This window comes from Aurantimonas sp. DM33-3, assembly GCF_014334315.1.
Lineage (GTDB): Bacteria > Pseudomonadota > Alphaproteobacteria > Rhizobiales > Rhizobiaceae > Aurantimonas > Aurantimonas coralicida.
The window spans coordinates 26,689-51,419 of sequence record NZ_JACSGS010000019.1 but is presented as its reverse complement, the minus strand read 5'-3'; the positions used below and the strand labels follow the sequence as shown (position 1 = coordinate 51,419).

Genomic DNA, 24,731 nt, shown 5'->3' with positions numbered 1-24,731 from the left:
ACATCGAGCGACATGCGGTTTAGCGCACTTCTGGTGCTGCCGATGATCGTGCTCGGCCTCACCGGCTCCATCGGCATGGGCAAATCCACGACCGCGGCGATGTTCGCGGAACAGGGCGTGCCTGTTCACGACGCCGATGCCGCCGTCCACCGCCTCTATGCCGGACGCGCCGCACCTTTGATCGAGGCCGCCTTTCCCGGCACCGTCGTCGACGGGGTGGTCGATCGCAAGGCGCTGTCGGCAAAAGTCGTCAACGATCCGGAGGCGATGCGCCGTCTGGAGGCGATTGTCCATCCGCTGGTCGGCGAAGAGGAACGTGCCTTCCTCGACGGCGCCCGCCAGTCCGGCGCGGCGCTGGCGGTCCTCGACATTCCGCTGCTGTTCGAAACCGGCGCCGACAAGCGGTGCGACAAGACGTTGGTCGTGACCGCCAGCCCGGAGATCCAGCGTGAGCGCGTGCTCGCCCGCCCGGACATGAGCGAGGCGAAGTTCGCGGCGCTGATGGCCCGCCAGATGCCTGACGCCGACAAGCGCGAACGCGCCGACTATGTCATCGACACCGGCAACGGCATGGAGGCCGCGCGCCTCGCCGTGACGGCCATCATCATGCGCCACGCCGCCGGCTGACGCCGTTGGCGGTCGCCGCTCTGTCAGGCAGCCGCGACGAGACGGGCCGGCTTTGCGGCCGCTTCATGGACAGCCACACGGTTGCGCCCCTCGCGCTTGGCCCGGTAGAGCGCATCATCCGCCCGCGCGATGGCATCCTGCGCCGGTTCGCCGCCCTGCAGCATTGCCACCCCGAAACTTGCGCTGAGAGCGTGCCCAGCCTCGAGGGCGGGGTCCCGCCAGGCGTGGAAGGCCAGCCGGATCGCCTCGGCCCTGCCAGCCGCGGCGTCGAGGGTCGCGCCGGGCAGCAGCAGCGCGAATTCCTCGCCGCCCAGCCGGCCGGCCGTTCCCTCGGTCCGCGAGAGGATCTCGGCAAATCCCTGGATGACGCGATCGCCGACCGGATGGCCGTAGCGGTCGTTGACCGTCTTGAAGTGATCGATGTCGCAGACGATGATCGCGGCGCCAGCAGGGGCGGCCTGGGTGGCCACGCGCTCGAAGGCGGCCCGGTTCAGGAGATCGGTGAGGTCGTCTCGCTCGCTGCGGATGCGATAGCGCCGGATCACATTGCTGACGATGCGGGCGGTGATGAGCAGCACCGCGGCAGGGGCCAGCAGCCCGGAGACCAGCATCAGTGCCCGCTCCAGATCGCTCTGGGCGATATTCGCGACCGGCGTCGTTCCCTCGAAGAGCAGCGGGAACAGCGGCATCCGCACGATCAAGAGGGCAGCCATCCCCGCAAGGGCGACCAGAAGGCCGGTCTCGACGACGCCGCGGCCCTTGAGGCGCCAGAGGCAGAGGATCGCGTCGCCCAGCGCCAGCAGTGCCGCGAACTGGAAGGGCAGGGTCTGAAGGATCGGGGCGGCATTTCTGGCGAGGAGCAGCAGCGACATCGCCGTCAGGCCGGCGATCGCCATCCACAGGAGCCGGGGCGACAGGCGAAGTCCGAGCGCCCGCCGGACCGATTGGGTAACACAGGAATAGGCGGCCGGGATCAGCATTGTCACCGCCGCCATGGCGGCAATCGAGCCGCCATCGATCCCCAGGACGACGGTTTCAACGGCACCGCAGGCGAGGCCAGCGGCAAGCCACACCAGCGCCGACTGACCGCGCAGGCCCAGATAGATCAGACCGCAGAGGAGCGCGAGCGAGGCGACGACCCCGAAAATGACCGCATGCAGACTGACTGCCACATCCAATGCCCGTTCTCCCCTGATTGCATTTCGCAACTGACGGTAAGACGCTGCGACTTGCGCGGGTCTTGCGAGGGGGGCCGGTTAGCGCGCAGGCCGGTGCCGAGGATCGCCCCAGCCCGTTTAGCATAGACTTCGCGCAGTAAGAACGAAACGTGAACATGGAGCGAAGCTCGGGGATACTTCGAACGGATGCCGGTGAGCTCTTGTCTCGGCTCTTTCGGTCACGGAAAAGGGGCGGTCAGCGGGAGCCTTCATGCGCGAAATCGTCTTCGATACCGAAACCACCGGCCTCGATCCGGATGTCGAGCGGGTCATCGAGATCGGCGGGGTGGAATTGTGGAACCACATTCCGACCGGCAAGAACTACCACGCCTTCATCCGTCCGGCCGGCCGCAAGGTCGATCCGGCCGCCTTCGACGTGCACGGCATTTCCGACGACTTCCTGGCCGACAAGCCGCTGTTCTCCGAGATCGCGGACGAGTTCCTGGAGTTCTTCTCCGGCGCCAAGCTGATCGCCCACAACGCCGCCTTCGACGTGCGCTTCCTCAATGCCGAACTGAAGCGCATCGACCAGCCGCCGATCGATCCGAGCGTCGTGATCGACACCCTGCCCATGGCGCGGCGCAAGTTCCCCATGGCGCCGGCAACGCTCGACGCGCTCTGCTCGCGCTTTTCGGTCGACACGTCGCGCCGCGACAAGCATGGCGCCCTGCTCGATTCCGAGCTTCTGGCGGAAGTCTATATCGAACTGATCGGCGGCCGACAGGCAGCACTGGGTCTGGCGGTCGAGGAAGATGCCCACGAGGATGCCGACGGCAATGTCTGGCGGATCGCGCCGCGGCCGGTGCCGTTGCCGCCGCGCCTGTCGCAGGACGAGATCGCCCGGCACCGTGCCTTCGTCTCCACCCTTGGCGACGAGGCGATCTGGTGGAACTATCTGGAGCGGCCGGAGGCCGAGGCGTCCGCGAGCTGACCCCGGCCGCGTTCCCAAGAGTGCTCTGCCATGAAAAACGCCGGCAAACCCGATGGGCTGCCGGCGCTGTCTTGCGTTCTGAAACCGCAGCTTAGCTCGGCTGAACCTGCTGGCGGGCGCGCTCTTCGGCCATGCGCTGCTGGAACAGCTGGGCGAAGTCGATCGGGTCGATCATCAGCGGCGGGAAGCCGCCATTGCGGGTGATGTCGGCCATCACCTGGCGCGCGAAGGGGAACAGCAGGCGCGGGCACTCGATGAACAGCACCGGCAGGAGATGCTCCTGCGGGAAGTTCTGCAGCTTGAAGACGCCGCCATATTCCAGCTCGACGGCGAACATCATCTCTTCGCCTTCGCCGGCCTTGGCGTTCAGCGTCAGGCGCACGTCGTAATCGCCGTCCGAACCCTGGATCGGGTTGGCACCGACATTGACGCCGATATTGATGTTCGGCGCCTTGGTCTGGCCGCGCAGGACGCCCGGTGCATTCGGGCTCTCGAAGGAGAGGTCGCGAATATACTGCGTCAGGATGTTGATGCGGGGCGGGTTGGCGTTCTCGTCGCCGCCGGCGCCATTGCCGCCATTCGTCGCATTCAGATCGTTGGTCTCGGACATGGTCTGCTCCCGTATCGCTGATGACCCGGCAGGGCCGGCGCCTGTTCGCGCGCTCGTGCCGGGTGAAGAGCCGGAGGGGCCGACGGTCCGTCCGGCAGGAAAAACACGGGGGCGAGCGCTATCACGCGGGGGGCATCAGAACAAGACGATCCGCGGCCGGGCACAAGCGGCCCGGCATCGGCGCCACCCGCTCAATGCAGGCGGCGGCCGTTGGTCTCGCCGTCGCCATCCTCCGGCTCGTGCCAGGGCGACGCCGGATCGGGCCCGCGGCGAAATTCCTCGCCTGACAGATCGACGACGTCGGGACCCGCCGAGTAAGGCGGTTCGCGGCGCGGCTGCCCGCCCATGCCGGACTGAAAGCTGTTCTGGCCGACGACGACGACGCGGGACTTCAGGAAGTCGAAGATACGCGAGCGGACGCCCGGCACGAACAGGAGGAAGCCGAGCGCGTCGGTGACGAGGCCCGGGGTCAGCAGCAGGACGCCGGCCATGGCGATCATCACGCCGCTGACGAGATCGCGTCCCGGCACCCGACCTGCGCCGATTTCCGCCTGGATGCGGGCCAACGTCGAGATGCCCTGCTGTTTCAGCAGGATCGAGCCGATCACGGCAGTCAGGATGACGAGACCCAGCGTCGGCCACAGGCCGATGGCGTTGCCCACCAGGATGAACACCGCGATCTCCAGGATCGGGATGGCGAGCAGCAGAAAGGGTATCAGGGCGAAGGGCATGGTCCGTCTTCTCCTTGCGCGGCCGTTCGATGGCCGAAACCCGCCTTTGCGGGCCCCTAGCCGGACATGTGCGGTTTGGCCGCCGCCTCGGGACATAGGAACTGCGGAAACAAATTTGAATGCGCCGCCCCTCGTCTCTATATGACGGCGAATGACTTGACCGGCCATTAGGGGTGACGACGCGCAATGAGTTTTGGGACGATCTTCTTTATCATTGTTGCGGCGATCGTCCTGTTTCAGCTGCGAAGCGTTCTGGGCAAGCGTACGGGCAGCGAGCGCCCGCCCTTCGACCCCTATTCGCGCCGGGATGCACCGCGCGACGACGCGGCGCGCAACGACAATGTCGTGACGCTGCCCAACCGCCGCGGCGGCACCGAGATCGAAGGCGAGGCGGCCCCGGCGGCCACGCCCTACGAGGCGATCGACAAGGTCGCCAAGCCGGGCACGCCGGTCAATGCCGAGCTGCGCCGGATCCGCGACGCCGATCCTTCCTTCGACCCGAAGGAATTCCTGGACGGCGCCAAGGTCGCCTATGAAATGATCGTGACCGGCTTTGCCGATGGCGACCGCAAGCTCCTGAAGAACCTCCTGTCGCCGGATGTCTACCAGGGCTTCGAGCAGGCGATCAGCGAGCGCGAGCAGCGCGAAGAGCGCATGCAGTTCTCCTTCGTCGGTATCGACGATGCCACCATCGTCTCCGCCGAGCAGAAGGACCGTGAGGCGATGGTCACCGTGCGCATCGTCGCGCAGATCATCTCGGCCGTCGTCAAGCCCGACGACACCGTGGTCGATGGCGATCCGGAAACGGTGGTCGAGGTCAAGGACGTGTGGACCTTCGCCCGCGACACGCGCTCGCGCGATCCGAACTGGAAGCTGGCCGGGACAGAGTCCGAAGACGCGTGAGCCGGAGCGGCGACGATGACGGCATTCGTTCGCCGGCAATGGTCCGATCTGGAAGGCTGGGACGGCGCTGATCATGCATTAGCGCTGTCGGCCTTTCGCGCCAGTGCCGCCCGGCTCGAACAGGGCAGCTTTCCCACCGGTTCGCTCGGGATCGACGCCGAGGCCTTTGCCGAGGCCGCCCGCGCCGCGCTGAAGCCGGTCGGTGCGCCGGGCCAGTCGGAGGCCCGCACCTTCTTCGAACGCCATTTCGAGCCGCTTCGTATCCGTCCCGACGACGCCGACACGGCGCTGTCCGGCTTCGTCACCGGCTATTACGAGCCCGTCGTCGCCGGCTCGCCGGTGCGCACCGAGCGCTACCGCTTTCCCCTGTATGCGCCGCCGCCGGATCTGTTGAAGATCGACGACGTCTCGCGGCCCCCCGGTCTCGATCCCTATTTCCGCTTCGCCCGCCGAAAGCCCTGCGGTCTTCTGGAGGAATATGCCGACCGCGCCGCCATCGAGGCGGGCGCGCTGGACGGCATGGGCCTTGAGATCGCCTGGCTGGCCGATCCGGTCGACGCGTTCTTCATCCACATCCAGGGCTCGGCGCGCCTCGCCTATGAGGATGGCCGGCAGGTCCGAGTCGGCTATGCCGCCAAGACCGGGCACCGCTTCACCGCGATCGGTCGCATCCTGGTGGATGAGGGCGAGCTGACCCTCGCCGAAGCCGACATGGACGGCATCCGGGCGTGGCTGGCCGCGCATCCGGACCGCGTGCGCAGCCTCTTCGACCGCAACCGCTCCTTCATCTTCTTCCGTGAGACGCCGGTGGAGGACCCCGAGCTGGGTCCCGTCGGTGCCGCCAAGGTGGCGCTGACGCCGCTGGCCTCCATCGCCGTCGACCGCGAACTGGCGACCTTCGGCGTGCCCTATTTCATCGCGGCGCCGGATCTTGTCGTCGAGGGCGCACCGTTCCGCCGCCTGATGGTGGCGCAGGACACCGGCTCGGCCATTCTTGGCCCGGCCCGCGCCGACATCTTCGTCGGCTCGGGCGACGCGGCCGGCCGGATCGCTGGGCGAATCCGCCATGCTGCCGACTTCACCATTCTCGTGCCGCCGGCGCTGGCGGCACGCCTCGCCCGATGAAGCGCCGTCATCGCACGCTCAGCGTCGAGGACGCGCGCCTGTGGGCGAGCGTCGCCCGCTCGGCGGTGCCGCTGAAGGGCAAGTCTCATCCGCAGATGCCGCCCGAGGACGCGCCACAGCCCGCGTCTGCGACGCCACCGGTCGGTCGCAAGGGGTCGAAGGCGGCAGCGCCCGCCCTGCCGGTGCCGATCCAGCAGCCGGCGCCGCAGCCGCGGCTGACGCAGCACCCGATCGAACGTCCGACCCGTCGCAAGATCTCCAAGGGGCGACTGCCCATCGAGGCGCGGATCGACCTGCACGAGATGACCCAGGGCGTCGCCCATGACGCGCTGGTCGGCTTCCTGCGCCAGTCCCAGGCCATGGGCCTGCGCCATGTGCTGGTGATCACCGGACGGGGCGGATCGGGCGGGCATTTCGGCTCCCGCGGCGTCCTGCGCCGGGTCGTGCCCATGTGGTTCGGCAGCCCGGAGTTCCGCCCGCTCGTCTCCGGCTTCGACAGCGCCGAGCGCCATCACGGCGGCGACGGGGCGCTCTATGTGCGCGTCAGGCGGTTCGGATGACCCCGTTCGGCGAGAAGGTCCGGGCATTCCGCAAGGAGCGCGGCGTCACCCAGAGCCAGATGGCGGCGGCGCTCGGGGTTTCCAGCGCCTATCTTTCGGCGCTGGAGCATGGTCGTCGCGGCCGGCCGACCTGGGATCTCCTGCAGCGGATCATCGGCTATCTCAACGTCATCTGGGACGACGCCGAGGAGCTGGAGCGTCTCGCCGAACTCTCGCATCCCAAGGTGACGGTCGAGACCGCCGGCCTCGGACCCGATGCGACGGCGCTCGCCAACCGTCTGGCCGAAACGATCGCCATCCTGCCCGAAGCGGATCTGAAGCGCCTGCGCGCCGAGCTGGAGGAGGCCGCCACCCGGGCCGAAGAAGCGCTGCGGGCCCGTCGCCGCCGCCGCTGAGCGTCGGCACGGACGGGAGACTAACGTGAAACAGGGCAGGCCTCAAGCTCGGGTCTCGGATTTAAGGCTTTGTTTACCATGCCGGCCGGAGACTGCGGGCAAGGGCGCTGCTGCGGCGCCCGTGTCCAGTGGTGTCGCCGTCCGATGTGCCGCCTTCTCGCCTATGCCGGTCCGCCGGTCTTTCTCGATCGCCTGCTGATCGAGCCGCGTGCCTCGCTGATCTCGCAGTCGCTGGCCGCCCGTGAGGCCAAGACCGTCGTCAACGGCGATGGCTGCGGCATCGGCTGGTATGGCGAGCGGCCCGAGCCCGGCGTCTATCGCGCCATCCTGCCAGCCTGGTCGGACGCCAATCTCGTGTCCCTGTGCCGACAGATCCGCGCACCGCTCTTCGTCGCCCATGTGCGCTCGGCGACCTATGGCGAGGTCTCGACGGCCAATTGCCATCCCTTCGCGGACGGCCAGCACCTGTTCCTGCACAATGGCCAGGTGGGCGGCTATGCCCGTCTGCGCCGCCAGATCGACGCCCTGATCCCGGATGCGCTCTATCCGCGGCGGCGGGGCACCAGCGATTCCGAGGCGATCTTTCTGTCGGCCCTCGGGCGGGGTCTCGCCACCGATCCGGTCGGCGCCATCGCCGCGACGCTCGTCGAGATCGAGGCGACAGCCGCGCGCACCGGCGAGGCGGCACCCATCCGCTTCGCCGCAATCCACACCGATGGCGAAACCCTCTGGGCGTATCGGTGGGCCAGCGACGGCCCGCCGCCCTCGCTCTACTGGCGCACGGAAGGCGACGGCGTCGTCATCGCCTCCGAGCCCTGCGACGAGGCTGAGCGTTGGACAATGGTTGCTGCAGATACGGTCCTGACCATCCGCCGCGACGGCACGATGCGCAGCCAGGCGTTCTGTCCCCGCCTGCCGGACCGTGCCGCCGCCTGAGGGCAGCGCCTTAGAGGATGAAGCGCGACAGGTCGGTGTCGCCGGCAATGCCGTCCAGCGCCTTGTGCACATAGGCGGCATCGACCGTGTAGCTCTCGCCGGACTTGTCCGGGGCCTCGAAGGAGATGTCGTCGAGGACGCGCTCCATCACCGTCTGAAGCCGCCGCGCGCCGATATTCTCGATCGAGCCGTTCAGCGTCACCGCCGTGTCGGCCAGCGCGTCGATCGCATCGTCGGTGATGATCAGATCGACATTCTCGGTCTTCATCAGGGCGATATACTGCTTGATCAGCGAGGCCTCGGTCTCGGTCAGGATGCGGCGGAAATCCTCCCGGGTCAGCGCCCGCAGCTCGACGCGGATCGGCAGCCGGCCCTGCAGCTCCGGCAGGAGGTCCGACGGCTTCGATACGTGGAAGGCGCCCGAGGCGATGAACAGGATGTGGTCGGTCTTCACCGAGCCGTGCTTGGTCGCCACCGTGGTGCCCTCGACCAGCGGCAGCAGGTCGCGCTGCACGCCCTCGCGCGAGACGCCGGCGCCGCTCTGGCCTTCCTTGTTGGCGACCTTGTCGATCTCGTCGAGGAAGACGATGCCGTTGTTCTCGACCGACGAGATCGCCTCGCGCACCAGCTGTTCCTGATCCAGCAGCTTGTCGGATTCCTCGCCGATCAGCAGATCGTAGCTCTCGCGCACCGACGTCCGGCGCTGCTTGGTGCGCTGGCCCATCTTGCCGAACATCTCCGACAGGTTGAGGACGCCGATATTGGCGCCCGGCATGCCGGGAATGTCCATGCCGCCCATCGGGTTGGACGTGTCGGAGATCTCGACGTCGATCTCCTTGTCGTCGAGCTCGCCGGCGCGCAGCTTCTTGCGGAAGGAATCGCGCGTCGCCGGTGAGGCGGTCTTGCCGACCAGGGCGTCGAGAACCCGGTCCTCGGCGCCCTGATGCGCCTTGGCCTTCACCTCTTCGCGCTTCTTCTCGCGCACCAGCCCGATGCCGATCTCGACGAGATCGCGGATGATCTGCTCGACGTCGCGGCCGACATAGCCGACCTCGGTGAACTTGGTGGCCTCGACCTTGATGAAGGGCGCGCCGGCGAGCCGCGCCAGGCGGCGCGAGATCTCGGTCTTGCCGACGCCGGTGGGTCCGATCATCAGGATGTTCTTGGGCATCACCTCTTCGCGCAGGCTCCCCTCCAGCTGCTGGCGCCGCCAGCGATTGCGCAGCGCGACGGCGACGGCGCGCTTGGCGTCCTTCTGGCCGATGATGTGGCGGTCGAGCTCGGAGACGATCTCGCGGGGGGAAAAATCTGTCATGGATATCTCTTTCCAGGCCGGCGGGCCGCGCCGACACACGCTGGCATCGATGGGGGTCGGCCGGGCCGGCCACCATGGCAACTCGCCGCTAGATGGGGGTGGCGGCGCCATCCTGCCACCCTTGGCGACGGGTCGCTCGCAGCAGCCGGAAACGCAAACCATCCGATCGTCATGTCAAGACTTCAATCCTCGGCCCGGAGGGGCCAGTATGAGCCTTGTCCGATTCGCGGCGAGGCGCGCGAGGCGGACCTCAGAGATCGCGAGAGGCTGTGCCATCATGCCATCTTCGAACGGTTCGACGAGCGCCCCCGCGGGCGCCCCGGCCCTGAGCGACAGACTGCCCGGCGCAAGCGGCCAGGCAGATGTCGGCGCAGCCGTGCCGGGCGCCCCCATGAGCGGCGCGCTCGACCGTCTCAACCGGCTCGCCCCGCCCTGGGACGAGATCGCGCTGACCCAGCTTCTCGGCGACGTGGCGACGGATTTCGGCTTCTCCCATGCCGCGGTCCTGTCGGTCCCCTCGACCGACGACGGCGGGACGGCGACGCGGCTCCTCCTGTCCAACTGGTCGGAGAGCTTCGGCCAGGCCTATGAACAGCTCGGTCTGCACCGCTCCAAGCTGGTCGTCGGCGCCCTGAAGACCGATCCCATGCCCTTCGTCTGGGACATCGACACGCTCTATGGCGCCGACGAGCCCGATCCGTCGCCGGCCGCCCGCATGCTGCTGGAGGCGGAATATCTCGCCGGCGCCTTCTTCCCGGTGCACGGGCTCACCGCCTTCAACGGCGCCCTGTCCTTCGCCGGACGCAGCTGCGCCCTCCCGGCGGAGGCGATCCGCGAGCTGCATCTCTTCGCCTTTGCCCTGTTCGGCATGCTGGCGGCGGCGCGCTTCGAGGAGAACCGGCGCAACAATCCCCTGTCGGTGCGCGAGCGCGACTGCCTGAAGCTCGCCATGCTCGGCAAGACGTCATCCGAGATCGGCATCATCCTGAGCCTGTCCGAATACACCATCTCGCAATATCTGACGGCCGCCCAGCGCAAGCTCGACGCCTCCAACCGCACCCACGCTGTCGCCCTCGCCGCTCAGCTCGGTTACCTGTCCTGAAGCGGCCTGCAGCGCGTTAGCTGCGCTCGTCCAGGGTCCGTTCGCGCGTAGGCGCTAGGAATCCTCGACGCTGCTCTAGATGACCGCCCATGAACGTCCTGCCCAAAGGCGTCCGGCACATTCCGGGCCATCTCTCCCGCGGCGAACAGGTCGCGCTGGTCGATTCGGTGCGCGAGGTGGTGGCCGCCGCGCCGCTGTACCGGCCGGAAATGCCGCGGACCGGAAAGCCCCTGTCGGTGCGCATGACCAATTGCGGCGAGCTGGGCTGGGTGACCGACCGGTCCGGCTATCGCTACCAGCCCACGCATCCGGTGACCGGCACGCCCTGGCCGGAGATCCCCCCGAAGCTCCTGGAGATCTGGCAGGACCTCGCCGCCTTCGATCATCCGCCGCAAGCCTGCCTCGTCAATTTCTACGAGGACACCGCCAAGATGGGCCTGCATCAGGACAAGGACGAGACCGATCTGTCGGCGCCCGTCGTCTCCGTCTCGCTCGGCGACGACTGCCTGTTCCGTGTCGGCGAGACCACCCGCGGCGGCCGCACGACCTCGATCCGGCTGCATTCGGGCGACGTGGTCGTGCTCGGCGGCGAGGGACGTCTGGCCTATCACGGCGTCGACCGGATCTACCCGGCGACCTCGACGCTCCTGAAGAAGGGCGGCCGGATCAACCTGACCCTGCGCCGCGTGACCGCCCCTGCGGGCACCTGATCATTTCGCCGGCTCGGTCTTGCCCGCTTCGGGCGGCTTCAGCTTGGCCAGCAGCTCCGGCGGAAATGTCTGGTTGTAGATCGCCCGGCGGCTGACGGCTTCCCAGAACTCCCCCTGGACCGCCGGGTCGTCCGGCAGCTTGTATCCGAGCTGCTTTGCCAGCGCCGGCAGATAGCAGTCGAAGCCGGCCCGCACCACGCGGCCCCATCCCACGGCCCGATCGATGGCAAGTTCATAGCTTCCCCAGGCGATGAAGAGGCTGACGACCGCCGCCAGAAGCAGCCCGTAATCGCCGGAGCCCAGAAACGGGCGGACCTGCGAAATCCGCAGCGCATAGTCGAAGCTCATGGCGAAGACGACGATCAGGCCGATGGCCAGGAGGCCCGCTAGAAAGACAAAATTCATCGCGCAGTTCACGGCCGTGCGGACATCCTCGACAGCCTCGCGAAAATCATCCGAGAAAACCGTCGAGAGGTGAATCCAGAGCGGGATCGAATCGACCCGGTAGACGGCGCTGGAATAGGTCTCGAAGGCCCGGATGGCGTTGCCGAAGCGCGTCGGCAGGATGGATTCGGGTTTCTCCGGGTACCGGTCCACCCGCTTCCGCAACAGCTCGGTGTAGCGCGCGATATCACTTGCGGGAGATGCCTTACCCTCATCGATCCACCGTGCACGCAGGGACGCAAACTCGCTGTCGATGGCGTCGAGTTTTCGTCGTTCGCGCGCCTTCAGCGGGCCGATCCGCGACAGCGGTGGCCAATAACCCTCGAGCAGCTTGTAGAGAGGATCGTTGCCGAGCATCAGGAAGATCGCCAGCGTCCAGACGAGCAGGGCATTGTAGAGAACGTCGCCCAGCGTCACGGACTCGGTGAGCGTCGTGTAGAGCGCCGGATTGAGCGGTTCGACGATCAGCAGCAGCGCGCAACTGTAGAAGACCAGCGCCGGAAACAGGAAGCCGACGATGAACGATCGATCGGCCAGCTTGGCGAGATTGGCGACCATGCGGCGGCTCCCGGCGGATTAGAAGGTATCGTCGGGGTCGTCGGAACCGGGCCGCGGCCGGCCCGGCCCGATCGTCGGCTCACCGGGCAGCCCCATCCGCTCCATCTGATCGTGCCCGGGCGGGCGGACCCGTCGCCGCACCTTGGCCGCAACGCCGCGCGCGCGATCCTTCGGTCCCAGATCCGGCTCGGCTTTACGCGTCGGCGGCGCCGGACCCGTGGTCGGCTCGCCGGGAAGGGCGGAACGGTTCATCACGCCGAGAAGCTCCGACATGCGGACGACCAGGAGATCCTGGCCCGATACCTTGCGCTGCCTGCCGGCCGTTGGCGCGAAGAGCACATGGTCCCCCACCGCCATGTTCGTCGAAGCGATCCGCCCCTTGCGCCGCCGTCCGGGGCCCACGGCGACGATCTCGCCTTCGGTCGGCTTGTTCGCTGCACTATCCGGCAGGACGCCGCCGGACGATTGCTCGGATGGCGCCACGGGGCGCACGAGGATGCGATCCTGCAGCCGTCGGAACTTTATCGGCCGGAACTTCATCGGTCCCACCTCGATCGGCGTCCTGCTGAGGACCGGCGAACAGGCCGGCCCGGCGGCACGCGGAAAGATGCAGGATAACGTTACGGAAGATATGCGCAAGGTTCCGGCCTTCGCGCCCGTCCGATGCGCTACGCGGCCGGCAGTCAGGCCAATCGAATGCCGCGAGCCTGCACCCGGCTCAGAGCTTGCGCAGCGCGACCTGCTCGATGAGGTGATCCGGCCCCTTGCGCAGGATCAGGTCGGCGCGCGGCCGCGTCGGCAGGATATTGGCGTGGAGATTGATCTCGTTGATGTTCGACCACAGGCCCTGGGCGATGGTCAGCGCCTCCTCGGGCGAGATCTGCGAGTAGCGGTGGAAGAACGAGCCGGTCTCGCGGAACGCCGTTTCGCGCAGCCGCATGAAGCGCTCGATGTACCAGCGCTTGATGTCGGCCTCGTCGGCATCGATGTAGATCGAATGGTCGAAGAAGTCCGACACGAAGGGCACCGCCGTGCCGTCGGCCGGCATGTCGCGCACCTGCAGGACGTTCAGGCCCTCGAAGATCAGGATGTCCGGCCGGTCGATGGTGACCTTCTGGCCCGGCACCACGTCGTAGTAGAAATGCGAATAGACCGGCGCCTCGACCCGCGGCACGCCGGCCTTGATCTCCGACAGGAAGCGCAGGATCGCGCCGATGTCGTAGCTCTCGGGAAACCCCTTGCGCTGCATCAGCCCCTCGGCCTGCAGCACCGCGTTCGGGTAGAGAAACCCGTCGGTGGTGATCAGGTCCACCTTGGGCGAGGACGGCCAGCGGGCGAGCAGCTCCTTCAGGACGCGCGCCGTGGTCGACTTGCCGACCGCGACCGAGCCGGCGATGCCGATGATGAACGGCGTCTTCTGCCCCGAATCCTCGGCGAGAAAGCTCTGGCGCTGCCCGAACAGCAGCTGCGAGGCCTCGACATGGGCATAGAGCAGGCGCGAGACGGCAAGGTAGATCCGCGCGACTTCGTCGAGATCGACGGGGTCGCCGATCGAGCGGAGCCGGCGAACTTCATCGGCGGTCAGCGTCAGCGGCGCGTCGGCGCGAAACTTCGCCCATTCGGCCGCCGGAAAGATGCGGTAGGGCGAGAAACGCGACGGGGCGAGCTGGTCCATCATCCGGCCGAACTGTCGGGCCGCCCCGCCTTTTCCTGCAGGCCGGTCTGGGCCGTGCGCCTGCCGAGCTCGGCCATCACCGCCGATACCGGCACGTGGCGCAGATGCAGCGTCACGAGCAGGTGGTAGAGAAGGTCGGCGGCCTCGCTGGTCACCCGCGCATCATCCTGGGAGACGGCAGCGATCACCGTCTCCGTCGCTTCCTCGCCGAGCTTCTTGGCGACATGGCCAATGCCCTTGGCCGCGAGCGACGCGGTGTAGGAGCCGGCGTCGTCGGAGGTCGCGCGGGCGGCGACGATGGTCTCCAGGTCGGCAAGCGTGAAATCGGTCATGATGCCCTTTCGTAGGCCGGCGCTCGCTGCGCGGATCCGCCGAGGCTTCGGTCAGTCCGGCGGGTCGAGCCGCATCGGGATGCCGGCGGCGGCCATATGGGCCTTGGCTTCCGCGATCGTATAAGTGCCGAAGTGAAAAATCGAGGCGGCCAGAACCGCCGTCGCATGGCCGTCGCGCACGCCGGCAACGAGATGATCCAGCGTGCCGACGCCGCCCGACGCGATCACCGGCACGTGGACGGCATCGGCGACCGCCCGGGTCAGCTCGATGTCGAACCCGGACTTGGTGCCGTCCTTGTCCATGGAGGTGAGCAGGATCTCGCCTGCGCCCAGCCCCACGACCTGGCGGGCGAAGTCGACGGCGTCGATGCCGGTGGCGGTGCGGCCGCCATGGGTGAAGATCTCCCAGCGCGGCGCGGCGCCCTCCTCGGCCACGCGGCGCGCGTCGATGGCGACGACGATGCACTGGTCGCCGAACTTGTCGGCGGCTTCCGCGACGAATTCCGGCCGCTTCACCGCCGCGGTGTTGATCGACACCTTGTCGGCACCGGCCAGGAGCAGCTTGCGAACGTCGGCGACCGTGCGCACGCCGCCGCCGACGGTCACCGGCATGAAGCACTGCTCGGCGGTGCGCGCGACGACGTCGAAGATCGTGTCGCGGTCGTCCGACGAGGCGGTGATGTCGAGGAAGCAGAGCTCGTCGGCCCCGGCGCTGTCATAGGCCCGCGCCGCCTCCACCGGATCGCCGGCGTCGACCAGACCCTCGAAATTGACGCCCTTGACCACCCGGCCGTCCTTGACGTCGAGGCAGGGAATGATGCGTGCCTTCAGGCTCATGGACGGGTGGCCTTCTCGTCGGCGGGGCAGGGGATCGGGCGGGAGGGCACGGGCAATGTCCGGATGGGCGGAAACGGCGAATTTTCCGCCTTATGCGATGCCGCGATAGAGGTGGGCAAGAGCCAGCGTGATTCCAAGCCCGTCGAGGGTAAGGACAAAACTCACCTCGCCATCTGGCTCAGCCCCTGCCGGACAGGACGTCCAGCGCTTCCTTCGGGTCGATGCGGCCGTCATAGAGCGCCCGGCCGGAGATCGCGCCTTCGAGGCGCTTGGCGTCGGGCATGGTCAGCCGCACGACATCGGCCAGCGAAGCGAGGCCGCCGGACGCGATCACGGGAATCGAGACCTGTTCGGCCAGATCGATGGTGGCGTCCCAGTTGATGCCCGTCAGGATGCCGTCGCGATCGACATCGGTGTAGATGACCGCCGCCACGCCGGCATCCTCGAACTGGCGGGCGAGATCGACCACGGTCAGCTCGGAGGTCTCGGCCCAACCCTCGACGGCGACCTTGCCGCCCTTGGCATCGATGCCGACGGCGATCTGGCCGGGGAACCGTCGGGCTGCCGCGCGGACGAGGTCGGGATCGCGCACGGCGACCGTGCCGAGAATGACCCGGGCCAGACCCTTGTCCAGCCAGCGCTCGATGTCCTCCATCGAGCGGATGCCACCGCCGAGCTGCACCTTCATCTGCGAGCCGACCGCCGCGAGAATGGCATCGACGGCGGCGTCGTTGACCGCACGGCCGGCAAAGGCGCCGTTGAGGTCCACCACATGCAGATGGTCGAAGCCGGCGTCGCGGAACTCCCGCGCCTGGGCCGCCGGGTCGGCATTGTAGACTGTCGCCTGGTCCATCAGGCCGAGCTTCAGGCGCACGCAGGCGCCGTCCTTGAGGTCGATGGCGGGGAAGAGAATGGGCATGGCGTCCAGGGCTTTCAGGCGGCCGCGTGCGGCCGGATCAGGGGTTCCACGACAGGAAGTTGGCGATCAGGCCGAGCCCCAGCGTCTGGCTCTTTTCCGGATGGAACTGGGTGCCGGCCTTGTTGCCATTGGCGACGATCGCCGTGACCGGCCCGCCGTAATCGGCGGTGGCGACGACGTCGTCCGGGTTACGCGCCACCAGATGGTAGGAATGCACGAAATAGGCGTGCAGCCCGCCTTCCTCGGTGGGGATACCGGCCAGCAGCGCGTGGTCGTGATTCACGTGAATGGTGTTCCAGCCGATCTGCGGCACCTTCAGCGTCGGGTCCGACGGCTCGATCCGCACGACGTCGCCGGGGATCCAGCCGAGGCCCTCGGTGACCGCCTTCTCGCGGCCATAGGACGACATCAGCTGCATGCCGACGCAGATGCCGAGGAAGGGCCGGGCCCTGGTCTCGACGGCTTCGCGCAGCGCCTCGGTCATGCCGGGGACGGCATCGAGGCCGGCGCGGCAATCGGCATAGGCGCCGACGCCCGGCAGGACGATGCGGTCGGCGGCCAGCACCACCTGCGGATCGTCGGTGAGGACGATCTCGGCATTGGCATTGCTCTCGCGGGCGGCGCGCTCGAAGGCCTTGGTGGCCGAGCGCAGATTGCCCGAACCGTAATCGACGATGGCGACGGTCTGCATGTGTCTATCGTTGCTCCATGGCACCGAAGAACCCGGCGCTGTGGGTCGAGGTTCCGCGTCGGCGCGCCATCGGCCCCGGCGCCGGCCACGGCGGCGCAGTGGCGCTCGCGGGATCGGCGGGCCGTCCGGCCGTGGAAAAATAGGTCAGCTCGGCTTCGGCCCGGTCGCTGGCCAGGAAGGCGGCGCTCTCGCGCCATCCCTTGCGGCGATAGCGCCAGGCCCGCAGGCTCGGGCCTTCCAGGGCGACGAGAAGGCCGACGAGAAGCTGGAGAAGCGAGGCCGCGAAGGAATGGCCGCTGGCCTCGCCCCACAGGCTGATGGCGACGAGCACGAGCAGCGTCGCGAGACCTTCCAGCCAGAGCCGGTAGCGCCACAGCCACAGGACGGTGAACAGGAACGCCCAGAAGGAGAAGCCGTCGCGCACGAAGACCACGCCGTCGGAGCGCGCCCCGGCGGCGGTCTCGCCGGGCTCGAAGGCGATGAAGCGCTTCAGGCCCATGGCCGTCCCGCCGCCCGCCCGGTCACGCCAGCGTGCCCTTGGTGGAGGGCACGAGGTCGGCCTGGCGCGGATCGATCGCCACGGCGTCGCCCAGCACCCGTGCCACCGCCTTGAAGCAGGTCTCGGCGACATGATGGGCATTGCTGCCGTAGAGATTGGTCAGATGCAGCGTCACGCCGGCATTCTGCGCCAGCGCCTGGAAGAACTCCTGCACCAGCTCGGTGTCGAAGCTGCCGATCTTGTGGCGCGAGAACTCGGCCTTGAAGACGAGGAACGGCCGGCCCGACACGTCGATCGCGGCGCGGGTCAGGCACTCGTCCATGGCAAGATCGAGCGACGCGTAGCGACGGATGCCGCGGCGCTCGCCCAGGGCCTGGCGGATCGCCTGGCCAAGCGCGATGCCGGTATCCTCGACCGTGTGGTGGTCGTCGATGTGGTGGTCGCCCTTGGCCGAGATGTCCATGTCGATCAGCGAATGCCGCGACAGCTGTTCGAGCATGTGGTCGAAGAAGCCGACGCCGGTGTCGATGGTCGAACGGCCGCTGCCGTCGAGATCGACGCGCACGCGGATCGCGGTCTCGTTGGTCTGTCTCTCGACGACGGCATCACGCCGCCCGGCAGTCTGGCCCATCGCTGTCACCTTCGCGGGGAATGTCCCGGCGCTCTTACCACCGCCCCATGGCAGATGTCACCTCGCAGGCCGCTTCCTTGGCAAGGCCGGCCCGAAGGCCCACATGGGGCCCGGATCGGCGGTTCCTGCGGCCTCGAACGGCGCAGCGGCCCGCTGGATGGAAAAGGACAGTGCGATGAGCATGGAAAACCACGACCCCGCCACGATCTACGGCACCACCATCGTCACCGTACGCAAGGGCGGCAAGGTGGTCATCGCCGGCGACGGGCAGGTGTCGCTCGGCAATACGGTGATGAAGGGCAATGCCCGCAAGGTGCGCCGGATCGGCAAGAAGGGCGATGTCATCGCCGGCTTTGCAGGCGCGACCGCCGACGCCTTCACCCTCTTGGAGCGGCTCGAGGCCAAGCTCGAGCAATATCCCGACCAGCTCATGCGCGCCTGCGTCGAGCTCGCCAAGGACTGGCGCACCGACCGCTATCTGCGCCGTCTGGAGGCGATGATGATCGTCGCCGACCGCCAGGTGACGCTGACGCTCACCGGCAATGGCGACGTGCTGGAGCCCGAACACGGCGTCATCGCCATCGGCTCCGGCGGCAACTACGCCCTGGCCGCGGCACGGGCGCTTGCGGATACGGATTACGACGCCGAGGAGATCGCCCGCCGCGCCATGAAGATCGCCGGCGAGATCTGCATCTACACCAACGACAATGTCGTCGTCGAAAGCCTCGACGAGACCGCGTGACATTTCGGGGCGCCGCGAGGCGCCCCTGTTTCATACCCGCCAGCCATGACACGCCGGCGACCAGCGCCGGCGTAGCAATCGCGGATCAGCCCGCCGCGCGCTCACCGATCATCGGGAAATGCGGCGCGGCCTGCCGGTCGAACAGGCCGATGAGCCGCGGATCGTCGGCGACCTCCACCATCTGGCGCACCGGCGTGAAGCCCGAGCGCCGGTAGAAGGCCATCGCCTTGGGATGATCCATCGTGTTGGTGTGCAGCCAGAGCTTGCCGATCGGGCGGGCGAAGGCGGCCGCGATAGCGCGGCCCATCATGAAGCGCGCCGCGCGGGTGCCGATCAGCGCCTCTGTCACGCCGAAGAACACCAGTTCGCAGGCCCCGTCCTCGCGGAAATCCAGCTCCACCAGCCCCTGCGGCACGCCGTCCACGTCCAGCGTGTGGATCGCCACATCCGGATGCCGGATCGTCGCGGCCAACTCCTCGGCGGGCAGCGCCAGCCGCGAATACCACAGATGATTGCCGCCGATCCGGCGATACAGCGCCTCGTACCAGGCCGGATCGGGCTCGGTGACGCGCTGGAACTGCCAGTTCGACTCGCCCGGCAGCGGCTCGAGCCCGGCGGGCGGCGCGCTCATCTCCAGCACCGTGGCGATAGCGGCGATCTTGCCGGGTGGGATGGCGGTGAAGCCGTCGGGAAGCTGCATAGCGCTGCGCTCTGTGTCTGGAGAAGCTGACGAGAAAAGGCCCGCGGAGAGCTTTCGCCGCGGGCCTTCATGATTCACGTGAAACATTCCGCGCCACCCGAGGCGGCGCGGAATGCGAAGGCCCTAGGGCCTAGGGCCTATTCTTCGTCGCCACGACCCTTCAGGGCCGCGCCGAGGATGTCGCCGAGCGATGCGCCGGAGTCGGACGAACCGAACTGTGCGACGGCTTCCTTCTCTTCGGCGATCTGCAGTGCCTTGATCGACACGCCGACGCGGCGCGCCTTCTTGTCGAACTGCGTGACGCGGGCGTCGATCTTCTGGCCGACCGAGTAACGCTCGGGGCGCTGCTCGTCGCGATCGCGGGCAATGTCGGAGCGACGGATGAAGGAGGTCAGATCGGTATCGACGATCTTCACTTCCAGGCCGCCATCCTTCACTTCCGTGACCTCGCAGGTGACCACGGCGCCGCGGCGCACGTCACCGGCTTCAGCCGCCTCGACGAACGGATCGCCGCCGACCTGCTTCATGCCGAGCGAGATGCGCTCCTTGTCGATGTCGACGTCGAGCACCTGGGCCTTGACGAGGTCGCCCTTGTTGAACTCCTCGATGACCTGCTCGCCCGGACGGTTCCAGTCGAGATCCGACAGGTGGACCATGCCGTCCACGTCGCCGTCCAGACCGATGAACAGGCCGAACTCGGTCTTGTTCTTGACCTCGCCCTCGACGATCGTGCCGATCGGGAACTGGTCGCGGAAGCTCTCCCACGGATTGGCGAGCGTCTGCTTGAGACCCAGCGAGATGCGGCGCTTGTTCGGGTCGACCTCGAGAACGACGACCTCGACCTCCTGGGAGGTGGAGAGGATCTTGCCCGGATGGACGTTCTTCTTCGTCCAGGACATCTCGGAGACGTGGATGAGGCCTTCGATGCCCGGCTCCAGCTCGACGAACGCACCGTAGTCGGTGATGTTCGTGACGCGGCCGGTGACCTTGACGCCCATCGGGTACTTGACGCCGATGCCATCCCAGGGATCGGCCTCGAGCTGCTTCATGCCCAGCGAGATGCGATGCGTCTCCTGGTTGATGCGGATGATCTGGACCTTCACCGTCTGACCGATCTGCAGGATCTCGGTCGGATGGTTGACGCGGCGCCATGCCATGTCGGTCACATGCAGCAGACCGTCGATGCCACCGAGGTCGACGAAGGCGCCGTAGTCGGTGATGTTCTTGACGATACCGTCGACGACCTGACCCTCTTCAAGGTTCTGGACGATCTCCGAACGCTGCTCCGCACGGCTCTCTTCGAGCACGGTCCGGCGCGACACGACGATGTTGCCGCGACGCTTGTCCATCTTCAGGATCTGGAACGGCTGCGGCGTGTTCATCAGCGGGCCGACGTCGCGGATCGGACGGATGTCGACCTGCGAGCGCGGCAGGAAGGCCACGGCCCCGTCGAGGTCGACCGTGAAGCCGCCCTTGACCTGGTTGAAGATCTGGCCTTCGACCTTCTCGTTGTTGTTGAACTTCTCCTCGAGGCGAACCCAGCTCTCCTCGCGGCGCGCCTTGTCGCGCGACAGGACGGCTTCGCCGAGGGCGTTCTCGATGCGCTCGACATAGATCTCGACGACGTCGCCGACCTGGAGACCACCGTCTGCGCCCTTGGCGCCGAATTCCTTGAGGGCGACGCGGCCCTCGACCTTCAGGCCGGCGTCGATGACGGCCATGTCTTTCTCGATCGCGACGACGGTGCCCTTGACGACCATGCCTTCGGCGACGTCCTGCTCATGGAACGAGGCTTCGAGCAGTGAGGCGAAATCTTCGCGCGGGGATACGTTGGACATTCCTACTCCTTGGGGACTCTCTCGGTCTGGTCGAGAGAGCAGCGCGCCGTGGGGCGAGGCCCCGGGTCAGACGTTGCAAACGTCCGGGATCGCGGTCCGGCCCATCCCGGCGTTGACGGCGGGGAGGGGCCCGAAGGACGACCGCCTCTAGGCGGGTCGGCATTCGTGCGGCGCGCGGGACCGCGGCCGGACAGGTGATATCGAAGCTCTGGGCAGGGCCGGCAGATACGCGCAGGCCGATAGCAGAAAAGGACGTGGTCCAGTTCTGAACCCGCCCCGCAAACTCCGTTCCGTCAGGCCAGGGCGCGATCGATGACCGCGCAGGCCGCCTGGAACGCCGCTTCTATACCCAATTCGCTGGTGTCCAGCAAGTGTGCATCGGGCGCCGGCCGCAGCGGCGCGATGGCACGGCCGGCATCGCGGGCGTCGCGCTCGCGCACTTCGGCGAGAATCCGCTCGTAATCGACGTCGCGGCCCTTGGCGGCGAGTTCGTCGGTGCGCCGGCGCGCCCGCACCTCGGCGGAAGCCGTAACGAAGATCTTCACCCGCGCCTGCGGGCAGATCACCGTGCCGATATCGCGGCCATCCAGCACCGCACCCTCGGCGCGGGCGGCGAAGCTGCGCTGGAATTCGGTGAGCGCCGTGCGGACCGCGCCATGCACGGCGACGCGCGAGGCGAGCTCGCCGGCCTCGCGGCCGCGCAGCGATCCGTCGTCGAGATGGCTGGTGTCGAGCTCGGTGGCGATCGCGCCGGTGGCCTCCGCATCGTCGAGATCGACGCCGCGATCGTCGGCGAGCTTGCCGACGGCCCGGTAGAGCAGGCCGGTGTCGAGATAGGGCAGGCCGTAATGCGCCGCGACGCGCTTGGCCAGCGTGCCCTTGCCGGCCGCCGCGGGCCCGTCGATCGCGATGGTGAGCGCGGTGGTCATGGGGTCAATCCGTATTGGCCGACGCATCCGGTTCGGGCGTCGGGGTGGCAAGGATGGCGACACCGCGGGCGTCGAGAACCAGCAGCACGGCGGCGATCACCGCGCCGAGGAGATAGGGGATCGCGACCATGAACAGGATCAGCGCCAGTTCGCCGATCTTGCGGGCCGCGCCAATGACGAAATCGATGACGCCGTTGCCGGTGGCCAGCACGGCGTCGCCGGTGCCGAGCGGCGCATTGGCGTGGAGAACGGCCAGGACGACGCAGCCGGCGACGAAGAGCGGCATGGGAAGCAGTGCAGCGAGGCGGCCCTTCAGGGTTCCCGGCGCGGCCCGCAGCTGGCGGGCGCGGTAACGCCCGTAGATGAAGGCCAGCGGCGAGAAGAACAGGAGCGCCAGAAACGCCGTCAAATCATGCTCCGTCGGACAGATCGGCGCCGAGGCCGGCCATCATCGCCTGGAACGCCGGGAAGCTGGTCGCGATCATCCGGCCGTCATCGACGGTGACGGCACGCTCGCAAGCCATGCCCAGCACCAGGAAGCTCATGGCGATGCGGTGGTCGAGATGGGTGGCCACCGTGCCGCCGCCATAGGCGCCGTCCGGACCGCGGCCGTCCGGATTGCCGGTCACGGTCAGCCAGTCGGCGCCCTCCTCGTGGACGATGCCGTTGGCTGCGAGCCCGGCGGCGACGGCGGCAAGGCGGTCGCTCTCCTTCACCCGCAGTTCGTCGAGGCCGCGCATCACCGTGGTGCCCCTGGCGAAGGCGGCGGCCATGGCCAGCACCGGATATTCGTCGATCATCGACGGCGCGCGCTCGGCCGGCACCTCGACCGCCGTCAGTTCCGAATGGCGCACGCGCAAATCGGCGACATCCTCGCCGCCGGCCACGCGCCGGTTCAGGATCTCGATCGACCCGCCCATCTCGATCAGCGTCTCGACGAGGCCGCTGCGGGTCGGGTTCATCAGGACGTTCTCCACCGTCACGTCGGAGCCCGGCACGATCAGCGCGGCGACGACCGGGAAGCCCGCCGAGGACGGATCGCCCGGCACGGTGAAGTCGGCGACGCCCTTGAGGTCGCCCTGGCCCTCGAGCCGGATATGGCGCACACCCTCGGCGTCGGTCTCGACTTCCAGCGCGGCGCCGAAACCCTGCAGCATCTTCTCGGTGTGGTCGCGGGTCATCACCGGCTCGATGACGGTGGTGATGCCGGGGGCGTTCAGGCCGGCGAGCAGCACCGCAGATTTCACCTGCGCCGACGCCATCGGCACCCGGTATTCGATCGGCGCGGCGACGCGCGGCCCGTGCAGCGACAGCGGCAGCCGGTCGCCCGAACGCGCCACGACCTGGGTGCCCATCAGCCGCAGCGGGTCGAGGACCCGGCCCATCGGGCGCTTGGAGAGCGAGGCGTCGCCGACGAAGGTGGCGCCGAAATCATACGAGCCGACCAGCCCCATGGTCAGGCGCACGCCGGTGCCGGCATTGCCGAAATCGATGATGCCCTCGGGCTCCAGGAGACAGCCATTGCCGACGCCCTCGACCACCCAGGTCTCGCCCTCCTTGCGGATCTGCGCGCCCATCGCGCGCATGGCATTGCCGGTGGCGATCACGTCCTCGCCTTCCAGGAGCCCGGTGACGCGGGTCGTTCCGGCTGCGATTCCGCCGAACAGGAAGGCGCGATGCGAGATCGACTTGTCGCCGGGAACCGTGACCGTGCCGGTCAGCGCGGCCGAATGGCGAGCGGCGATCGGCCGGGGGTTGGCTGCGCTTCCATGCATGTGACGTTCTTCCCGGTTCTCTCTGGCCCCGCACGGGTGGCCTGGCGTCGTGGCGCGGCGGGCGAAGGGCCCTGCCGGCGGCATCGGGGCCGCGCGGCGGCCACCCTGTCGTCCCGCCTGCCGGGGTGGAAATCGGCGGCCGGGACGGCGGCCCTTTCTGTCGCCCGAATCGGGCTTTGACAAGGGCCGGTCTAGGCCGTATGGGACCAACCGATTTTCAACGGACCGGCACAGCGTCGCGAAAGCGCCAGATACCGGCCGCGTCACGGGCTTGCCGCGGCGGGGCCGGCGGCTTCGTCGCAGCGCTCGGCGGCCCGGTCTGCCTGTTCCGGCCTGGGCCGCGGATCGGCGGACATCGACCGCCGCATGCAACCCGGACCCCGATCAACCAGTTGGACGCGTCAGGCGACCATCCCGATCATCACGAGGCGATAATGGCGAAACCCGAACTTGGTACCAAGCGGACCGATCCCGAGACCGGGAAGAAGTTCTACGACCTGAACCGCGATCCGATCGTCTCGCCCTTCACCGGCAAGACCTATCCGCTGTCCTTCTTCGAGACCGTCGAGGTTTCGCGCTCCTCCGCCGCCGCCGCCAAGGCGAAGGCCAAGGCGGCGGCCGCCAAGCAGGCGGCCGACGAGGAAGAGGAGGATGAGGACGATACGGTCGAGATCGAGCAGACCGACAACACCGTGTCGCTCAACGACGTCGAGGAAGAAGAGGGCGCCGGCACCGCCAAGGCCAAGCCGGATGTCGACGAGACCGACGACGAAGACGCCACCGACGACGACGATGACGACGCCGCCTACCTGCCGGACGACGAGGATGACGACGACGACGTCTCCGACATCATCGGCGGCGGCCGCGACGACGACGAGGACTGATCCGGTCTTCAAGGCGCATAGCCGTCGGCCGACCGGCCGGCGGGACCGTGCGAAAACAGGCGGTTCCGGAAAATTTGCCGGCATCGCATCCAGACGAGGGAAAACCACTTGACCC

29 protein-coding genes are annotated in these 24,731 nt (G+C 67.9%); 11 read left to right on the top strand and 18 right to left on the bottom strand.

The features are described from left to right. Positions 1-42: 42 nt before the first annotated feature. On the top strand, positions 43-627 hold the full coding sequence (gene coaE / locus H9Q09_RS19725) for a dephospho-CoA kinase (RefSeq protein ID WP_187392480.1): 585 nt from the start codon (positions 43-45) through the stop codon (positions 625-627). A gap of 23 nt (positions 628-650) precedes the next feature. On the opposite strand, the gene H9Q09_RS22815 is transcribed toward coaE, so the two are convergent. Further along, the gene (locus H9Q09_RS22815; protein WP_187392452.1) at positions 651-1,799 is read right to left on the bottom strand and encodes a GGDEF domain-containing protein; all 1,149 of its coding nucleotides are present in this window, start codon (positions 1,797-1,799) and stop codon (positions 651-653) included. A 256-nt stretch (positions 1,800-2,055) separates the two neighbouring features. Here H9Q09_RS22815 and dnaQ point away from each other — a divergent pair, with 256 nt between their 5' ends. Then, positions 2,056-2,775, top strand: coding sequence for a DNA polymerase III subunit epsilon (gene dnaQ, locus H9Q09_RS19715; RefSeq protein WP_187392451.1), 720 nt, complete (start codon positions 2,056-2,058; stop codon positions 2,773-2,775). Positions 2,776-2,866: 91 nt separating this feature from the next. Here the strand turns inward: dnaQ and secB are convergent, their stop codons facing one another. Then, positions 2,867-3,385: a protein-export chaperone SecB gene (gene secB / locus H9Q09_RS19710; RefSeq protein WP_024352224.1), complete on the bottom strand. Its 519-nt coding sequence runs from the start codon at positions 3,383-3,385 to the stop codon at positions 2,867-2,869. A gap of 191 nt (positions 3,386-3,576) precedes the next feature. Then, positions 3,577-4,116 (bottom strand): FxsA family protein, encoded by a 540-nt coding sequence (locus H9Q09_RS19705; protein ID WP_187392450.1) that lies wholly within the window; start codon positions 4,114-4,116, stop codon positions 3,577-3,579. Positions 4,117-4,302: 186 nt separating this feature from the next. Here H9Q09_RS19705 and H9Q09_RS19700 point away from each other — a divergent pair, with 186 nt between their 5' ends. From H9Q09_RS19700 to H9Q09_RS19680, 5 genes are all read left to right on the top strand, one after another. Further along, positions 4,303-5,019, top strand: coding sequence for a Tim44/TimA family putative adaptor protein (locus H9Q09_RS19700; RefSeq protein ID WP_187392449.1), 717 nt, complete (start codon positions 4,303-4,305; stop codon positions 5,017-5,019). Positions 5,020-5,034: 15 nt separating this feature from the next. Then, positions 5,035-6,144, top strand: a complete 1,110-nt coding sequence (locus tag H9Q09_RS19695; protein WP_187392448.1) for an MltA domain-containing protein — start codon at positions 5,035-5,037, stop codon at positions 6,142-6,144. Then, a complete protein-coding gene (locus H9Q09_RS19690; RefSeq protein WP_187392447.1) occupies positions 6,141-6,704 on the top strand; it encodes a Smr/MutS family protein in 564 nt (187 codons plus the stop codon). The genes H9Q09_RS19695 and H9Q09_RS19690 overlap by 4 nt, the downstream gene beginning before the upstream one ends. Beyond that, positions 6,701-7,099 (top strand): helix-turn-helix domain-containing protein, encoded by a 399-nt coding sequence (locus H9Q09_RS19685; RefSeq protein WP_024352229.1) that lies wholly within the window; start codon positions 6,701-6,703, stop codon positions 7,097-7,099. The genes H9Q09_RS19690 and H9Q09_RS19685 overlap by 4 nt, the downstream gene beginning before the upstream one ends. 144 nt (positions 7,100-7,243) lie before the next feature. Next, positions 7,244-8,035, top strand: coding sequence for a class II glutamine amidotransferase (locus H9Q09_RS19680; RefSeq protein WP_187392446.1), 792 nt, complete (start codon positions 7,244-7,246; stop codon positions 8,033-8,035). Positions 8,036-8,045: 10 nt separating this feature from the next. Here H9Q09_RS19680 and hslU read toward each other — a convergent pair whose 3' ends face one another. Continuing rightward, positions 8,046-9,350, bottom strand: a complete 1,305-nt coding sequence (gene hslU, locus H9Q09_RS19675) for an ATP-dependent protease ATPase subunit HslU (RefSeq protein WP_187392445.1) — start codon at positions 9,348-9,350, stop codon at positions 8,046-8,048. Positions 9,351-9,741: 391 nt separating this feature from the next. Between hslU and H9Q09_RS19670 the strand changes: the two genes are divergently transcribed. Both H9Q09_RS19670 and H9Q09_RS19665 read left to right on the top strand, forming a co-directional pair. Beyond that, entirely contained in the window at positions 9,742-10,452 is a 711-nt protein-coding gene (locus tag H9Q09_RS19670; RefSeq protein ID WP_024352233.1) for a LuxR family transcriptional regulator, read from the top strand. A gap of 89 nt (positions 10,453-10,541) precedes the next feature. After that, positions 10,542-11,162, top strand: coding sequence for an alpha-ketoglutarate-dependent dioxygenase AlkB (locus H9Q09_RS19665; protein ID WP_187392443.1), 621 nt, complete (start codon positions 10,542-10,544; stop codon positions 11,160-11,162). Here the strand turns inward: H9Q09_RS19665 and H9Q09_RS19660 are convergent, their stop codons facing one another. The 9 genes from H9Q09_RS19660 to hisB all read right to left on the bottom strand — a co-directional run bounded on the left by H9Q09_RS19660 (position 11,163) and on the right by hisB (position 17,748). Next, positions 11,163-12,164 carry a hypothetical protein gene (locus H9Q09_RS19660; RefSeq protein ID WP_187392442.1) on the bottom strand — a complete coding sequence of 334 codons (1,002 nt, stop codon included), beginning with the start codon at positions 12,162-12,164 and terminating at the stop codon, positions 11,163-11,165. Between the two features lie 18 nt (positions 12,165-12,182). Then, positions 12,183-12,704 carry a co-chaperone GroES gene (locus H9Q09_RS19655; RefSeq protein ID WP_246716246.1) on the bottom strand — a complete coding sequence of 174 codons (522 nt, stop codon included), beginning with the start codon at positions 12,702-12,704 and terminating at the stop codon, positions 12,183-12,185. A gap of 178 nt (positions 12,705-12,882) precedes the next feature. Then, on the bottom strand, positions 12,883-13,839 hold the full coding sequence (gene coaA, locus H9Q09_RS19650; RefSeq protein WP_040326058.1) for a type I pantothenate kinase: 957 nt from the start codon (positions 13,837-13,839) through the stop codon (positions 12,883-12,885). Further along, positions 13,839-14,171 carry a phosphoribosyl-ATP diphosphatase gene (locus H9Q09_RS19645; RefSeq protein WP_024352238.1) on the bottom strand — a complete coding sequence of 111 codons (333 nt, stop codon included), beginning with the start codon at positions 14,169-14,171 and terminating at the stop codon, positions 13,839-13,841. Before H9Q09_RS19645 ends, coaA begins: the two co-directional genes overlap by 1 nt. A 51-nt stretch (positions 14,172-14,222) precedes the next feature. After that, the gene (gene hisF / locus H9Q09_RS19640; protein WP_024352239.1) at positions 14,223-15,008 is read right to left on the bottom strand and encodes an imidazole glycerol phosphate synthase subunit HisF; all 786 of its coding nucleotides are present in this window, start codon (positions 15,006-15,008) and stop codon (positions 14,223-14,225) included. A 178-nt stretch (positions 15,009-15,186) separates the two neighbouring features. Continuing rightward, positions 15,187-15,927 (bottom strand): 1-(5-phosphoribosyl)-5-[(5-phosphoribosylamino)methylideneamino]imidazole-4-carboxamide isomerase, encoded by a 741-nt coding sequence (hisA, locus tag H9Q09_RS19635; RefSeq protein ID WP_009211361.1) that lies wholly within the window; start codon positions 15,925-15,927, stop codon positions 15,187-15,189. Positions 15,928-15,964: 37 nt separating this feature from the next. Continuing rightward, positions 15,965-16,618, bottom strand: coding sequence for an imidazole glycerol phosphate synthase subunit HisH (gene hisH / locus H9Q09_RS19630; RefSeq protein WP_187392441.1), 654 nt, complete (start codon positions 16,616-16,618; stop codon positions 15,965-15,967). 4 nt (positions 16,619-16,622) lie between these two features. Continuing rightward, positions 16,623-17,117 carry a DUF2628 domain-containing protein gene (locus H9Q09_RS19625; protein ID WP_187392440.1) on the bottom strand — a complete coding sequence of 165 codons (495 nt, stop codon included), beginning with the start codon at positions 17,115-17,117 and terminating at the stop codon, positions 16,623-16,625. Positions 17,118-17,139: 22 nt separating this feature from the next. Continuing rightward, the gene (hisB, locus tag H9Q09_RS19620; RefSeq protein WP_024352244.1) at positions 17,140-17,748 is read right to left on the bottom strand and encodes an imidazoleglycerol-phosphate dehydratase HisB; all 609 of its coding nucleotides are present in this window, start codon (positions 17,746-17,748) and stop codon (positions 17,140-17,142) included. 181 nt (positions 17,749-17,929) lie between these two features. Between hisB and hslV the strand changes: the two genes are divergently transcribed. Continuing rightward, positions 17,930-18,490 carry an ATP-dependent protease subunit HslV gene (gene hslV / locus H9Q09_RS19615; protein WP_024352245.1) on the top strand — a complete coding sequence of 187 codons (561 nt, stop codon included), beginning with the start codon at positions 17,930-17,932 and terminating at the stop codon, positions 18,488-18,490. Positions 18,491-18,575: 85 nt separating this feature from the next. On the opposite strand, the gene H9Q09_RS19610 is transcribed toward hslV, so the two are convergent. The 5 genes from H9Q09_RS19610 to aroA all read right to left on the bottom strand — a co-directional run bounded on the left by H9Q09_RS19610 (position 18,576) and on the right by aroA (position 23,732). Beyond that, the gene (locus H9Q09_RS19610) at positions 18,576-19,190 is read right to left on the bottom strand and encodes a GNAT family N-acetyltransferase (protein ID WP_187392439.1); all 615 of its coding nucleotides are present in this window, start codon (positions 19,188-19,190) and stop codon (positions 18,576-18,578) included. A 137-nt stretch (positions 19,191-19,327) separates the two neighbouring features. Further along, positions 19,328-21,028 (bottom strand): 30S ribosomal protein S1, encoded by a 1,701-nt coding sequence (gene rpsA / locus H9Q09_RS19605; protein ID WP_024352247.1) that lies wholly within the window; start codon positions 21,026-21,028, stop codon positions 19,328-19,330. Positions 21,029-21,321: 293 nt separating this feature from the next. Next, entirely contained in the window at positions 21,322-21,957 is a 636-nt protein-coding gene (cmk, locus tag H9Q09_RS19600; RefSeq protein ID WP_230786979.1) for a (d)CMP kinase, read from the bottom strand. Positions 21,958-21,961: 4 nt separating this feature from the next. Continuing rightward, positions 21,962-22,366 (bottom strand): hypothetical protein, encoded by a 405-nt coding sequence (locus tag H9Q09_RS19595; protein ID WP_187392437.1) that lies wholly within the window; start codon positions 22,364-22,366, stop codon positions 21,962-21,964. Between the two features lies 1 nt (position 22,367). Then, on the bottom strand, positions 22,368-23,732 hold the full coding sequence (aroA, locus tag H9Q09_RS19590) for a 3-phosphoshikimate 1-carboxyvinyltransferase (protein ID WP_187392436.1): 1,365 nt from the start codon (positions 23,730-23,732) through the stop codon (positions 22,368-22,370). A gap of 434 nt (positions 23,733-24,166) precedes the next feature. Between aroA and H9Q09_RS19585 the strand changes: the two genes are divergently transcribed. Further along, positions 24,167-24,616 carry a TIGR02300 family protein gene (locus tag H9Q09_RS19585; RefSeq protein ID WP_024352251.1) on the top strand — a complete coding sequence of 150 codons (450 nt, stop codon included), beginning with the start codon at positions 24,167-24,169 and terminating at the stop codon, positions 24,614-24,616. Positions 24,617-24,731 lie beyond the last annotated feature (115 nt).